Here is a 14,155-nt window from a genome sequence, read left to right on the forward strand (position 1 = left end):
CAATGGATATGCCTCTACGCATCAAGCGAATTTACGAGCCTGCGGACAACGACGACGGCAAGCGCATCCTGGTCGATCGTCTATGGCCTCGCGGCGTCAGCAAGAACGACGCCCATATCGACGCCTGGGTGAAGGACGTCGCCCCGAGCGCGGAGTTGCGACGCTGGTTCGGCCACGATCCGAAAAAATGGGATGAGTTCCGCCGGCGCTACCAGGATGAACTCAAGAAGAACTCGATGGCAGTGGAAGAGCTTAAGGAGCAGATCGGGCAAACGACTGCAACGCTTCTTTATGGCGCGAAAGACAGTCAGCACAATAACGCGGTCGTGCTCATAAACTTCATCAGCAAGCATTAGATCGTCGGAGCAAACTGGTCTCCCCTCCTGGCTATGGACTGTTTAGTCAGAAGAGAGAATGAAACGTCATTGTCATTCTCCAATTGAAAATTATAATCAGCCGGAAGCGGTGATCTTTGCCGACGCATCTGACGCCAAGCCCACGGCCAGCCGGCAAACCGATCAATTTCTCTTGGCGACGCGTATTCCTGCGAACGCCAAATTCAATTCGTGAAAGGCAATTCCCTCGTGTCGATCAACAAGGACTTCAGAACGATTGCGGCTGCAAACGGGATCGCGGGCGATAAGGCTTATGGCGCCGTCACCCCGCCGCTCTATCTGTCGAGCAATTTTGCATTTCGGCAGTTCGAGCAGGCGCAGACTTACGAATATTCGAGAACCTCCAATCCCACGCGCGACCTGCTTGCCGATACGCTTGCAAAACTGGAGGGCGGGGCCGGCGCGGTGGTGACTTCGTCGGGAATGGCTGCCATCAACCTTATTCTCGGTCTTCTGAAGCCGGGGGATCGGGTGATCGCACCGCATGACTGCTATGGCGGGACATATCGCCTCCTGGCTGCTTTGCGGGACAAGGGTCACTTCGAGGTCGAGTTTGTCGATCAAGGCAGCAGCGAGGCCCTGGCAGCAGCGCTTGATCGCGGCGGCGCTCTGGTTTTGGTGGAAACTCCCAGCAATCCCCTCATGCGCGTCGTCGACATCGAGGCCGCTTCCCGAAAGGCGAAATCGGCGCAGGCCCGTCTCGTGGTCGACAATACCTTTCTGTCGCCGGCGCTTCAGCGGCCGATCGCCCTTGGAGCCGATTTCGTGATCCATTCGACGACCAAATATCTGAACGGCCATTCCGACGTCGTCGGCGGCGCAGTCGTTGCGGCAAACTCCAAAGATGTGGAGGAGTTGCAGGCGTGGGCGAACATGATCGGGGTTACCGGTTCGCCGTTCGATTCATATCTTACCCTGCGCGGCATACGAAGCCTCTTTGCACGGATCGAACGACAGCAGACGACGGCCATGGCCGTCGCGCAGTTTCTCGCCCGGCATCCGCAGGTCAGGGCCGTCCATTATCCCGGTCTGCCAACCCATCCGGGTCATGAGCTTGCGGCGCGGCAGCAATCTGGTTTCGGCGCCATGCTGAGCTTCGAGCTCAATGGCGGGATTGAAGCAGTACGCGACTTCGTAGCGGCGCTGAAAATCTTCACTCTCGCCGAGTCGCTTGGCGGCGTCGAAAGCCTCGTTGCTCATCCGGCAAGCATGACCCATGTCGGCATGGGTGCCGAAGCCCGCCACGCGGCGGGCATCGGTGACGGGTTGCTCAGGGTTTCCGTCGGCCTCGAAGCTGAAGAGGACCTGCTGTCCGATCTCGCCGCAAGCCTTGCGAGGATCGACTAGCCCGTCATCGCCAAACGGCGGCGTATCGGAACCCTGCCGCCGAATTCACGCGACCGCCTGCGCCGGAATATTCTTCGTCGGCAGGAGCCTCGCCATGGCGCTCAAAAGATCCGTCTGCGATATCAGACCGAGGACGCGCCAGTCCGCATCGACGACGATGACTGCATGCGTGCGCCCGTCCGTCAGAACGGGCAACAACGACAAGGCGGGATCGGCAGCATCGGCAACGGCCGGTTTCGATACGGCGTGCCCGATGGTGTCCAGCCCTCCCGAGAGCTCGCGCAGGCCGACCGTCCCGATCAGGCGGCCTTCCCGATCCTTCACCGGCAACGTGCGAATATTGTGTTTGAGCAGAAGATGCCGTGCGTGTTCCGGCTCTGCATCCTCGCCAATGGCGATGACGTCGCGCGACATGATATCGGCGCAGCTTATGTCTCCGTGCGATCGCACCGCTGCCTGCAATTCGACCTGCCGCAGGAGGCGGCTGAGGTCTGCGCGATCGATATCGAAGGTCTCGTCAAGCACGCCCAGAGCGGCATCGACGTCTTCCTCGCGAAAACCCACCCGCAAGGGCGGCGGCAGGTCGCGCGTCTGATGAGTATTCTCGGCCGGCTTTGCGACGACATGCGGATAATTGCGCCTGGAGAGCTTGTGAAACACCAGGCCAAGGCCGACCAGTATGCAGGAGTTCAAGGCAACCGGCACGAAGGGAAACAGGAAACCCCAGCCAGCGACAACCGGGCCGCCGAGAACGGCAGTCAGGGCAGCAGCGCCGCCCGGCGGATGCAGGCATCGCGTAAAGGACATCGCCCCGATTGCGAGCGAGACGCCGACCCCGATCGCGATGATCGGATCGTGGATGAGGTAGGCGGCAATGATGCCCATCAGGGCAGAAATGGTATTGCCGCCGATGATCGACCAAGGCTGGGCGAGCGGGCTTGCCGGGACCGCGAAAAGCAGGACCGCGGACGCTCCCATCGGCGCGACGATCAGCGGAAGATGCGGCCCCTGCCCGAAGAGATAACCGCTGATGACCCCGGTCAGGCCGATGCCGATCAAGGCGCCAAGGCACGCGATCAGCCGTTCGCGCAAGGTGGCGCCGGCGAGGATCGGGGAAAACAGGCGGAACCGGCCGGAACCAGCCTTGTGGGGCTCTGAATGCTGCATGATGAAACCAGTTTTAAGGAAGGATATTTCGAGGATGAACGGCAGAACGCCGGCTAGTTCGGCAATAGCGGCACGCTTTTGCCCTTGGTGGCGCCGAGGACTTCATGAAACGCATCGAATGAGCTTGGGCGATCATTCTTGCGGGAGATCAGAATCGTATCGACGACGGCAAGCTGATGCGTCGCCGACATTGCCGGCCAGTGCATGAGATCGAGAACCGATTTTGGCATGACGCCGGCCGCGTTGCCGGTCGCTACACTCGCCAGAATGGCATGATAGGAGCCAAGTTCGGTCGTCGGCAAAGCGCTCGACCTGCATGCCCAGCCTTCCGCAATCCTGCGATAGGTGCATCCGGGCTCCAGAGCGGCAATCGATCCGACCCGCAAATCGGCGGCCGATCGGATCGACGGGTGCCCGGACGGCAGCAGGAGCAGCAAATCCTCGACAAATACCGGTTTGGCCTCGAGCTGCTTGAGCTCAGCCGCAAAATCCGGATCCTCATCCAGCATTGCTTGGGGCGGCCGGGCGATCAACGCGCAGTCCAACACATCGCCCAGAACATCGCGGGCGAGATCGCGGGAAGCGCCGAGCGTCAGCTGGAGCGAAACATCCGGCCACATGTGATTGAACCGGCTGAGTGCTGCGGGCAGCCGGCTTGCCGCCGTGCTTTCCATCGTGCCCAGACGCAAAGTGCCCGTTGGGCGCAGAGGCCTCACCGCCTGACGTGCCTCCAGAGCAAGCGCGGCAAGTCGATTGGCATAGACCTGAAACGTCTCGCCTTCTTTCGTGAGCGTCATCTTCTTGCCGTCACGGCTGAAAAGCCGGACGCCGAGATCGTCCTCCAGCTGCTGGATACGCGTCGTCACATTCGACGGCACGCGTCCTACGGCTTTCGCAGCCTTGGTCACACTGCGATCGCTCGCGACCGCCAGAAATATTTCGATCGATGAAAGGTCCAATGAAAAGATCTCGATTCAGGAATTAAGCTGCCCTATCATTCCCTATATAAAAATCATTCTCGCAGCTCAAGCATGTTTCGGTATCGAGCTGCAACGGGAGTATTGGAACGAATGACAAAATCAGATCCATATGAATCCGACGAAGAAATCCGCGAATATGCGTCGCCCGCCTGCATGCTGCACGAAGTCGATCCGGCCTATAGCGGCATCTCACCGGACGAGAGCCGGATTTCGGATATTTTCGCGTGGCGAAAGATACAGCGGCAACGGTTGATCGATGACCGGAAGGCGCTGCCATTCGCCGAGCGAGAAGATCATACGCGCTCGATCGCCGATCATCTCGATCAGGTCGTCGCCGATGTCAACGGCAAGCATATCAGTCTGTTTTGGCCATTCCTGGGAGAGCCGGATCTTCGAGGATGGATGGCGACTGCGACGGCGCGCGGCGCGGATTGCCTGTTACCCGTGGTCACGGCAAAGGCGGCCCCGCTGATATTCCGATCCTGGAAAATAGGGAAAAGGCTTGAACGCGGGGTCTGGAACATTCCCGTGCCCGCGGAAGGCCAGGAAGCCGTTCCTGATATCGTCATCGCGCCATTGGTCGGCTTCGATCCCCGTTGCTTCCGTCTTGGTTATGGCGGCGGATTTTTCGATAGAACCCTCGCCACTCTCGAGCACAAGCCTTTGGTCATCGGCGTCGGCTTTGAATCGCAGAGGATCGACACCATTCATCCGCTCGCTCACGACATTCCGATGGATGTAATCATCACGCAGACGGGGCCCCGCCATCGATGATCCCTGTTGCGCAATAAACAGTCCACTCGCCATGCGTCAGGACGCGCAGCGGCATCATTCGACATCCAGATCAAAGAAATGCTGGGTCGCAAGGGCGGCCGCCCCCCGCGCCCACGAACCGGGGACCCAATCGGGAAGCAATTCCGGCGTATTCAAGAAGACATATTTCGCCATCGAGCGCCGTATCGGCTCGAGAATCGCTTCACCGAACTGCATGGCTTCGCCGCCGGCGATAAGGACCTCGGGATCGAACAGGTTCACCAGATCAGCCAGATGACGCCCGATCAATTCCCCCGCTTCCGTCATGACCTGAAGAGCCGCCGGATCGCCGCCCTCGATCGCGGCGGCGAATTCGTCGCGATTGGCCTTTTTGCCTCTGCGCCGGCCCCACTCCTCGATCATGGCAGCCTCGGCTGTATGGGCCTGAAGGCAGCCCCGTCTCCCGCATTCGCATAGCCGGCCACCTGGAACCGTGATGAGGTGACCGAGCTTTCCTGCCAGGCCATGGCTTCCGTGATAGATCTCTCCCCCCATGACAAGCGAGGACCCGACACCGGTACCAACCGCGATCGTCGCAAAATTGCTGTAGTTGCGGCCCGCGCCGAACAGCCGCTGCGCGACGGTGAAGGCGCTGATGTCGTCATCGATCCAGACCGGGACATGGACCCGTTCACGCAGCAGTTCGGGAAAGGCAAGATTGCGCCAGCCAAAGCGCGGGCTCTGAATGCAGATGCCTTTGACGGCGTCCACCTCACCCGGGATGGAAACGCCCACTCCCATGACGGGCGATCCGGTGCGGCCGGCATCGGCCAGAAGCTTCGGGATTGCCGCCGCGATGGCCTCAACCATCGTTTCCGGCCGCGTGTCCGGCACAGGCATATCGAAGGAGGCAATCGGCGTCGTGGCGAGATCGGTCAGGACACAATCGATGCTATCGTGGCGAAGCTTGAAACCGACCGCCAGATGGCCGTCATAATTGATATCGACAGGCACCGGTCGCCGTCCCGCAGCACCGGCCTGCGCTTTTCCCTCGAGAACTAAGCCTTCTTCGATCAGTTCGGTCACCACGAAAGTCACCGCCGCCGGGCTCAGGCCCGTCACGGTGGCGATTTCGGCGCGCGGCATCGGCCCGCGGTTTCGCAGCAGGTTGAGGATGAGCCGCCGGTTAAGGGCTCGGGAGGTACCAGGATTGCCGCGCACAATGATCCTTAAATTAATTTTGTAAATTAACTATTGTTGCTTCTCGGAAGATACGGTATGCAATAGCACATGGCAATGGAGGAATGTCTGTTTGTGTCAGCACAAGCGGAAATGCCGGTTTATTGCGTCATTTCTGAAGGTTAGCGGCTGCCCACATCTGTGGGCGGGCCTGGATTTGATGTGTCTCGGGAGGAAATAGATGGCATCGAAGAACGAACTTTCACTCGTCAATGCAATCAAGGCGTCTCGGCGCCAGTTCATGATCGGCACGGGCGCTGCCCTGGCGGCGACGGCGCTCTATCGCCCGGCAATCGCCAATGGCGGCGAGGTGACGATCATTTCTGATATCGGCAATGCCGGCCAGCGGGCCGTCCTCGACCGAATCGCCGCTGATTTTACCAAGAAGACGGGGACGAAAGTCACCATCAATAATATGGATCACGAGACCCACAAGACGGCCATCCGCAGCTATCTCGTCGTCGGCGCTCCTGATGTCTGCTTCTGGTTCTCCGGCAACCGCATGAAGGCTTTCGTCGACCGCGGGCTGTTCGACGACATTTCCGACCTGTTCGCCAAGGAAGGCTATAGCGATAAGCTCGGCGCTACCATGACGGCCGTTACCGTCAACGGCAAGCAGTACGGTCTGCCGCTTGGCGGCATTCTCTGGGGCCTTTTCTATCGCAAGGACGTTTTCGCCGAGAAGGGCTGGACGGTGCCGAAGAACTGGGACGACTTCCTGAAATTCGGCGAGGCGGCGAAGTCCGCCGGCATGACTCCGATCAGCATGGGCACAAAGGAACTGTGGCCGACCGGCGGCTGGTTTGATCACATGAACCTGCGCATCAACGGTCTCGACAAGCACCTCGCCCTTATGGAAGGCAAGCTCCCCTATACCGACCCGATGCTGAAGCCGGTCTTCGATAAATGGGAAGAGCTCATCAAGGCCAATTTCTTCTCCGCGAGCGGACCGTCCTTCGGTTGGGAGCAGGCGGCTGCGGCTCTCGCGCAGAAGAAGGCGGCGATGATGGATCTTGGTGGCTTCATCAAGTCTGCCTTCCCGGCAGGCGACGAGGGCCAGATCGCCTTTGCTCCTTTCCCGGAAATCGTTCCCGGCGTGGAACGCTATGAGGATTTCTCGGTCAACTCGGTGCATATCCCTGCCAAGGCGAAGAACCGCCAAGGTGCGCGCGATTTTCTGGCCTACTTCTATCAGCCTGACAATCTCGGGGCATTCCTCGAAGCCGAAGGCACGATACCGCCGCGCAACGATTGCCCGCCGAGCAAGGACCCCTTGGTCAATATCGCCGTGGAATCGCTCAAGAGCGTGAAGGGTACGTCGCAATATTATGACCGTGACACCGACCCGGACATGGCGCAGGACGGCATGAAGGGCTTCCAGGAATTCACGGTCAAGCCCGAGCGTCGCGACCAGATCCTGGCGCGGCTCGAAAAGACGCGGGCGCGCATTTTCAAATAGTCCTCCCGGACCAGGGCGCGGCGGGCATCGGCTTTAAGCCCGCAACCCGCCGCGACTCGCTTCAAAAGCCCGCGCTCGCCGAAGTGCCTGGAATTATCGAACGAAGAAGTCTGAGCCATGTGGAAAAAACACAGGAACTGGCTGACGCCCGTCCTCTTCATTGTGCCGGGATGCATCCTGTTCGGAACGATCATCATCGCTTCCTCGCTGGAGTCGATCTGGATTTCGTTCTTCGATTGGGATGGCGTCGGGCAGAAGAGCTGGGTGGGATTGGCGAACTATTCCGAACTCTTTGCCGATCCGCAATTCTACGTCTCGCTGAAGAACAACATCATCTGGCTCGTCATGTTCATGGCGGCGCCGCCGCTTGGACTGGCGCTGGCGCTGCTCGTCAACCAGCAGATCGCCGGCATGCGGGTCTTGAAGTCGCTTTTCTTCATTCCGCTGGTGCTCGCCACGGTCACGGTCGGCGTCGTGTTCGGCTGGGTCTATGATCCGAATTACGGGCTTCTTGCGCTCATCTTCAGTCTCTTCGGAGCTACGGCGCCTGCCCTACTCGCCGACGAGCATTTCGTCACCTTCGCCGTCGTCGCCGCCGCGCTCTGGCCGCAGATCGCCTTTTGCATGGTGCTCTTTCTTGCGGGCCTGAACAATCTGAGTTCCGATCTCATAGGGGCCGGACGTGTCGATGGCGCCCGCGGCTTTAACATGCTCTGGCACGTCGTGTTGCCGCAATTGCGCCAGGTGGGTTTCATCGCCCTTGCCGTAACGGTCGTCGGCGCCTTGCGATCCTTCGACATGATCGCGGTGATGACATCGGGCGGCCCCTTCGGCTCCTCGGAAGTTCTGGCCTACCAGATGTACGAACAGTCGATCTTCTCCTATCGTTTCGGCTATGGCGCGGCGATCGCCACCGTCCTCTTTGCAATCATGATCGTTTTCATCACCTGGTATTTGCGCGTCATGGTGCGCATGGAACGGGAGACACGCTGATGTATCCTCGCCCGATCCCTGAAGAAAAGCCGGTGCTCCGCGGCCTTTATGCCAGCTTCGTCGGTCTGATCCTCATCCTCTGGCTGCTGCCGCTCTTTGCGGTCATACTGACCGCATCCAAGACGGCCGATGAAATCATGGCCGGCAAATACTGGACCTGGCCCGAGCACTTCAATCTCATCGAGAACTTCACATCGGTCTTCCAGCAGACGAACATGTGGGGCTATTTCATCAACAGCCTCATCATCACGCTGCCTTCGGTGCTGCTGGTCCTCGTTTTCTCGACGCTGACCGGCTACGTGCTCGCCCGCTATAATTTTCGCGGCAATGCCCTGCTCTTCTCGCTCTTCGTCGGCGGCAACTTCCTGCCTGCGCAGATCATGATGATCCCCGTGCGTGATCTCATGGTCAAGTTTGGTCTCTACGACACCTATTTCGCGCTGATCATCTTCCATGTTGCCTTCCAGACCGGCTTTGCGACCCTGTTCATGCGCAATTTCATCGCGGCTCTGCCGGACGAATTGTTCCAGGCCGCGCGTGCGGAAGGCGCCTCCCCCTGGCAGACGATGCGCCACGTCGTCATACCTTTGATGCGGCCGGCGCTTGCAGCGCTTGCGATCCTGATCTTCACCTTCGTCTGGAACGATTATTTCTGGGCGATCGTGCTGACGCAGAGCGACGTCGTCAAACCGGTGACGGCGGGCCTGAACAACCTCAGGGGCGAATGGACATCCGCCTGGAACATCGTGGCGGCAGCTACACTGTTCGTCGCCGTACCGCCGGTCCTGATGTTCTTCCTGATGCAAAAGCATTTCATCGCGGGCCTGACCATGGGCGCCGTCAAGGGCTGACCCGTTCCGCCCGCTTGAGACGATTTGGAGTACCATTCATGAGCCACGTACAGCTGATCGATATCGACAAATATTATGGCAGCTACCACGCCCTGCATTCGGTCAATCTTTCCGTCGACAGGGGCGAGTTCATCGTCATGGTCGGCCCGTCGGGCTGCGGCAAGTCCACCACGCTAAAGACGATTGCCGGGCTTGAGAATATCAGCTCGGGTGATATCTGGATCAACGGCCGCAACGTCACGCGCGAAGAGCCGGGCGATCGTGGCATTGCCATGGTCTTCCAGTCCTATGCGCTTTATCCGCACATGACGGTCGCCGAAAACATGGGCTTCGGCCTGAAGATGGCAAAGCGCCCGCAAACCGAGATCGACGCTGCCGTCAAGCGCGCTGCCGAAATCCTCAGAATATCCGACCAGCTCGACAAGCGCCCGAAGCAGCTTTCGGGCGGCCAGCGCCAGCGCGTCGCGATCGGCCGCGCCATCACCCGTTCGCCCGAGGTCTTCCTCTTCGACGAACCGCTCTCCAATCTCGATGCAGCGCTGCGCACGCAAATGCGCGTCGAGCTCTCGACGCTGCATCAGCAGCTCGGCTCGACGATGATCTATGTGACGCACGATCAGGTCGAGGCGATGACCATGGCGAGCCGCATCGTCGTGTTCAACAAGGGCATCATCGAACAGGAAGGCGCGCCGCTCAATCTCTACCACAATCCGGCAAATCAGTTCGTCGCCGGCTTCCTCGGCGCGCCGCGGATCAACTTCGTCACAGCAGAGCTCGTTTCGCTTCGTGACGGCATCGCTGAAGTCGCGCTCGAAGGTGGCGGCGCGACGGTTCGGGTTCCCGTGGCCGATGTCGGCGATCTTAAAGCGCGGGCAAGCCTGACCCTGGGAATCCGTCCGGAATCGCTGAAGATCGGCTCCTCCGCCGAAGACACCGCCATATCCTTCGACGGCAAGGTCCGCCTCGTCGAGCAGCTCGGCCGCGAAACCATTCTCTACGTCGATGCGGGTCCGCTTGCCACGATCGGCTCGGAGAGCGGCACACGCAATTTCACCGTTCAGCTCGGCAACGCGACCGGGTTTTCGGCCGGCGAGCAGGTCAAACTGTCCGCCGCCAGCTCCGCCCTCTACCTCTTCGGCCCCGATGGCAGAACCCTCAGCCGGCCGAAACCCATTATTGCCTCTCTGTAAAGAAAGCTTGTGACCTCATGAAAGTTTTGGAAAGAAAGCCGCTCTCGGTCTGGCGGACGCTCAATCTCAACGGCTTCATGGTCGGCGTTCCTCATTATCCCGAACATGTCGACGAGAGCTATTGGGACCGCGATGCCGAACGCATGGCGGCTGCCGGGTTCAACACCGTTCGCATGGCGGAATTCGCCTGGCATATCATGGAGCCGCATGAAGACCATTTCGACTTCTCACTTTTCGATAAGGCAATTGCCAGCCTAGCCAAGCACGGCATCAAGACCATTCTCTGCACGCCGACGGCAACGCCGCCGCGCTGGCTGACGGCGAAGTACCCAGAAGTCCTTCGCGTCGATGCCAATGGCAGGCAGGCAAGCCATGGATCGCGCCAGCATTGCGACACGACAAGCCCGGTGCTGCGCCGCCATAGCCAGCGTATTACCCGCGCGATGGCCGAGCACTACCGCGACAATCCGCACGTGATCGGCTGGCAGACGGATAACGAGCTCAATACGACGACTTCCGAAAGCTATTCGCCATCGGCGCTGACCGAGTTCCAGAAGTTCTGCCGCGCCAAATACGGCGCGATCGAAGCCCTGAACTTTGCCTGGGGCGGCGATTTCTGGGCGACGGCCTATCAGACCTTCGATCAGATCGTCTTCCCGAAGCCGATGAACCCCTCCTTCTCCAGCCCCGGTCACGTGCAGGACTATCATCGCTTTCTCGCCTTCGCGACCGCTCTCTTCCAGCACGATCAGGTGGAAATCCTGCGGGCGACCAATCCCGCATGGTTCATCTTCCATAATCTCGGCAACCTTGCCGACATCGATTTTCGCGGCCAGTTCGGCCAGGATCTCGATTTCCTCGGCTTCGACATCTACCCGTTCCTCTATGACGAGATGCGCCGCGGCGGCGGCCATGCGATCACGCAGGCCTTCCATCTCGACCAATGCCGCGCCTATTCCGGCAACTTCATCGTTCCGGAACAGGCCTCCGGCCTCGGCAGCCAGCCAGGTTTTTCCTCATCCGTGCCGGAGCCCGGCGAAATGCGCCGCATGGCGATGACTTCGGTATCGCGCGGCGCTGACGGCCTGATGTTCTTCCGCTGGCGGCCGGCGCATTTCGGCGCCGAAATCTACTGGAACGGCATTATCGACCACGACGACGTTCCGCGCCGCCGTTACGAGGAGGCCAAACAATTCGCCTCCGACATCCGCAAGATCGAGGGCAAGCTGCTCGGCACCACCGTCCGCATGGATATTGCCATTGCTGGCGCGGATTTCGACAATCAGGAAGCCTATAAGACCTATGCGATCGGCCTGCCAAGCCCGATGCAGGATGCCGCCCATCTGCACCGCGCATGCTATCAGGCCGGCATTGCCTGCGGCTTCATCCATCCGGAAGACGATCTGTCGCGCGTCAAGGCGCTCTATGTTCCCCATTGGGTCATGTGGAAGGAGGAATGGTCGGCAGCGGTGGAGAAATTCGTTGCCGACGGCGGCACGCTCATCCTGTCGGCGATGACCGGCACCCGCGACAACAACAACCACATCATCCGCACCCAGGCGCCGGGTACGGCACTTTCCAAGCTTTCCGGCGTCAGCGTTTACGAATTCGGCCCCGTCTCCGCCCCGGGCGCGGACGGGCTGTTTACCGGCTTCCGCGAGGGCGGCATCGGCAGCCATCAACCATCCCCGCGTCCGCCGGCATCCTCGGCCTCGCGCAAATACGCCTATACGATCGGCAACCGCCAGCTCGAGGCCGGGCACCTTTACGAGAAGCTGGAGACGACCGCCGACACCGAGATCGTCGGGCGCTGGTCCGACCGCTTCCTGGAAGGCACACCGATGATGACGCGCCGCCGGCATGGCGATGGGCAGGTCTATTATCTCGGCACCTATCTCACCGCGCCGCTTGCGGAGGTCATCGGGGCGATTCTCGTCAGCAACGGCGTTGCCGCGCCACTGGTACAGGATCTGCCTGCCGGCGTCGAAGTGTCATTGCGCGAGGGCAACGGCAGGAAGCTGCTGTTCGTGCTCAATACCGAGCATGAAGCGAAAATCATCGATCTGCCCGAAGGGATCGATCTGCTGACGGGCAAGGCGATATCGGGACGAAGCGAGCTTCAAGGCTACGGCGTGCTTGTGATCGAGCAATCCGCCTGACACGGCCTTTGGAGCATTTCCAGGAAAAGTGCGCGGCGGTTTTCCGTCCGGAATGCGTAAAGAAACAAGAACATAGAGCGTTTTCGCGATTCGAAGAAAAGCGGAAATGCTCTGGACCTCGCGCCAAGGGTGAAGCCTCGGCGCTGCGCGCTCGGCGTCGATCAGCCTGCATCGTCACCGCTTGCCAGCGGCACGAACAATCCAAGCTTGACGTCGCGCAGCACCACATTCGTATGCATGCGCCGGATCTGCGGATTCTCCGCCATGATCACGGCAGCGATATCATCATAGTGCTCGACATCCCGCGCCGTGACGATCGCGATGAGATCGACGGCGCCCGTGACATAGTAGACCTGCTGGATATGATCCTGCTTTTCCGCCCAAAGACGGAATTTCGCAAGCGCATCGTAATTGTCCCGCTCGATCTCCATGCCGACGATGAATACCATCGGTGTTCCCGTCGCCTTGCGATCGACCATAGCGATTTCCGCCTTGATAATGCCGTCCTCACGCAGCCGTTTCAGGCGGCGCTGCACCGCTGACGTCGAAAGGCCGACCTCCTCGGCGATCGTTTCGGCGGTGAGCTGGCAATTGCGCTGAACGATATCGAGAATATCGCGATCAAAACGATCCAGATTTTCCATTTCCCATTCCTTTAGGCGCCGATGAAATCAGGTCACGACATCTCTATTCCATCATAAAACATGCACAAGAAATACATTTTTGCTTTTTTTATGCAAAATAATCGGAAATTGCGCGCAAACTCCGCTCTCCTTCGCGATATTCTCCGCAAATTGTTTTGCATCGGAATTCTATATGGCAGAGCTGTCCTCCCAGGCTCTTTGTGTGAAAGATCTCCACAAGAGCTTTGGGTCACATCAGGTCCTCAAGGGCGTTTCAACCACCGCCAATCAAGGGGACGTGATTTCCATCATCGGCTCGTCCGGCTCCGGGAAAAGCACGTTCCTGCGCTGCATAAACCTGCTTGAGATGCCCGATCGCGGGCGCATCACCGTCAACGGCGAGGAAGTCGCCTTGAAGCGCGGGCGCCACGGACAGATGCAGCCGAAAAGCTGGCGCCAGATCGAACGCATCCGCAGCGGGCTGGGCATGGTATTCCAGAGCTTCAACCTCTGGGCCCACATGACCGTTCTCGAAAATATCATCGAAGCGCCGGTGCATGTCCTCGGCATCCCGCGTCGCGAGGCGATCGAGAAGGCGGAGGCTCTTCTCAATAAAGTCGGGCTTTACGACAAGCGCGATGCCTATCCGGCCTTTCTCTCCGGCGGTCAGCAGCAAAGAGCGGCAATTGCCCGCGCGCTTTGCATCGATCCGGCCGTGATGCTTTTCGATGAGCCCACATCGGCGCTCGATCCCGAACTGGTCGGCGAAGTCCTCAAGGTCATCCGTGACCTCGCCGAGGAGGGCCGGACCATGCTGCTGGTCACCCACGAGATGCGCTTTGCCCGCGACGTCTCGAACCATGTCCTCTTCCTGCATCAGGGACGGATCGAGGAGGAAGGGCCGCCCCGGCAGATCTTCGACGCCCCGATCAGCACCCGCTGCCGGGAATTTACCGGCATGCTGACGGCCTGATCCACATCCAATTCGCAGACAACACC

At 59.8% G+C, this 14,155-nt stretch carries 14 protein-coding genes; 10 read left to right on the forward strand and 4 right to left on the reverse strand.

The genetic code is table 11. From position 1 onward, the window contains the following. Nucleotides 1-8 precede the first annotated feature (8 nt). The 3 genes from C7U61_RS04840 to metB are packed head-to-tail and all read left to right on the forward strand — an operon-like array spanning nucleotide 9 to nucleotide 1,742. Complete coding sequence (locus tag C7U61_RS04840) at nucleotides 9-356, forward strand: DUF488 domain-containing protein (RefSeq protein ID WP_106997204.1); 348 nt, start codon at nucleotides 9-11, stop codon at nucleotides 354-356. A 58-nt stretch (nucleotides 357-414) separates the two neighbouring features. Continuing rightward, nucleotides 415-570, forward strand: coding sequence for a hypothetical protein (locus C7U61_RS19455; RefSeq protein WP_181315791.1), 156 nt, complete (start codon nucleotides 415-417; stop codon nucleotides 568-570). A 14-nt stretch (nucleotides 571-584) separates the two neighbouring features. Then, nucleotides 585-1,742: a cystathionine gamma-synthase gene (gene metB, locus C7U61_RS04845; protein WP_106997205.1), complete on the forward strand. Its 1,158-nt coding sequence runs from the start codon at nucleotides 585-587 to the stop codon at nucleotides 1,740-1,742. Between the two features lie 45 nt (nucleotides 1,743-1,787). On the opposite strand, the gene C7U61_RS04850 is transcribed toward metB, so the two are convergent. Both C7U61_RS04850 and C7U61_RS04855 read right to left on the reverse strand, forming a co-directional pair. Continuing rightward, nucleotides 1,788-2,909, reverse strand: a complete 1,122-nt coding sequence (locus C7U61_RS04850) for an HPP family protein (protein WP_106997035.1) — start codon at nucleotides 2,907-2,909, stop codon at nucleotides 1,788-1,790. 53 nt (nucleotides 2,910-2,962) lie between these two features. Next, nucleotides 2,963-3,868 (reverse strand): LysR family transcriptional regulator, encoded by a 906-nt coding sequence (locus tag C7U61_RS04855; protein WP_106997036.1) that lies wholly within the window; start codon nucleotides 3,866-3,868, stop codon nucleotides 2,963-2,965. Between the two features lie 111 nt (nucleotides 3,869-3,979). Between C7U61_RS04855 and C7U61_RS04860 the strand changes: the two genes are divergently transcribed. Next, nucleotides 3,980-4,663, forward strand: a complete 684-nt coding sequence (locus tag C7U61_RS04860; protein WP_106997037.1) for a 5-formyltetrahydrofolate cyclo-ligase — start codon at nucleotides 3,980-3,982, stop codon at nucleotides 4,661-4,663. A gap of 54 nt (nucleotides 4,664-4,717) precedes the next feature. On the opposite strand, the gene C7U61_RS04865 is transcribed toward C7U61_RS04860, so the two are convergent. Further along, complete coding sequence (locus C7U61_RS04865; RefSeq protein ID WP_106997038.1) at nucleotides 4,718-5,863, reverse strand: ROK family transcriptional regulator; 1,146 nt, start codon at nucleotides 5,861-5,863, stop codon at nucleotides 4,718-4,720. A gap of 199 nt (nucleotides 5,864-6,062) precedes the next feature. On the opposite strand from C7U61_RS04865, the gene C7U61_RS04870 reads away from it, so the two are divergent. The 5 genes from C7U61_RS04870 (at nucleotide 6,063) to C7U61_RS04890 (ending at nucleotide 12,533) form a co-directional block, all read left to right on the forward strand. After that, nucleotides 6,063-7,340, forward strand: a complete 1,278-nt coding sequence (locus C7U61_RS04870) for an ABC transporter substrate-binding protein (protein ID WP_106997039.1) — start codon at nucleotides 6,063-6,065, stop codon at nucleotides 7,338-7,340. A gap of 117 nt (nucleotides 7,341-7,457) precedes the next feature. Then, the gene (locus C7U61_RS04875; protein WP_106997040.1) at nucleotides 7,458-8,333 is read left to right on the forward strand and encodes a sugar ABC transporter permease; all 876 of its coding nucleotides are present in this window, start codon (nucleotides 7,458-7,460) and stop codon (nucleotides 8,331-8,333) included. Then, a complete protein-coding gene (locus C7U61_RS04880; protein ID WP_106997041.1) occupies nucleotides 8,333-9,184 on the forward strand; it encodes a carbohydrate ABC transporter permease in 852 nt (283 codons plus the stop codon). The genes C7U61_RS04875 and C7U61_RS04880 overlap by 1 nt, the downstream gene beginning before the upstream one ends. A 38-nt stretch (nucleotides 9,185-9,222) precedes the next feature. Next, entirely contained in the window at nucleotides 9,223-10,374 is a 1,152-nt protein-coding gene (locus tag C7U61_RS04885; protein ID WP_106997042.1) for an ABC transporter ATP-binding protein, read from the forward strand. Nucleotides 10,375-10,391: 17 nt separating this feature from the next. Further along, nucleotides 10,392-12,533 (forward strand): beta-galactosidase, encoded by a 2,142-nt coding sequence (locus C7U61_RS04890; RefSeq protein WP_106997043.1) that lies wholly within the window; start codon nucleotides 10,392-10,394, stop codon nucleotides 12,531-12,533. Between the two features lie 161 nt (nucleotides 12,534-12,694). Here C7U61_RS04890 and C7U61_RS04895 read toward each other — a convergent pair whose 3' ends face one another. After that, entirely contained in the window at nucleotides 12,695-13,177 is a 483-nt protein-coding gene (locus C7U61_RS04895) for an Lrp/AsnC family transcriptional regulator (protein ID WP_106997044.1), read from the reverse strand. Between the two features lie 172 nt (nucleotides 13,178-13,349). Between C7U61_RS04895 and C7U61_RS04900 the strand changes: the two genes are divergently transcribed. Continuing rightward, the gene (locus tag C7U61_RS04900) at nucleotides 13,350-14,129 is read left to right on the forward strand and encodes an ATP-binding cassette domain-containing protein (RefSeq protein ID WP_106997045.1); all 780 of its coding nucleotides are present in this window, start codon (nucleotides 13,350-13,352) and stop codon (nucleotides 14,127-14,129) included. Nucleotides 14,130-14,155: the final 26 nt, after the last annotated feature.

The sequence above is a fragment of the Rhizobium sp. JAB6 genome (genome assembly GCF_003024605.1).
GTDB lineage: Bacteria > Pseudomonadota > Alphaproteobacteria > Rhizobiales > Rhizobiaceae > Rhizobium.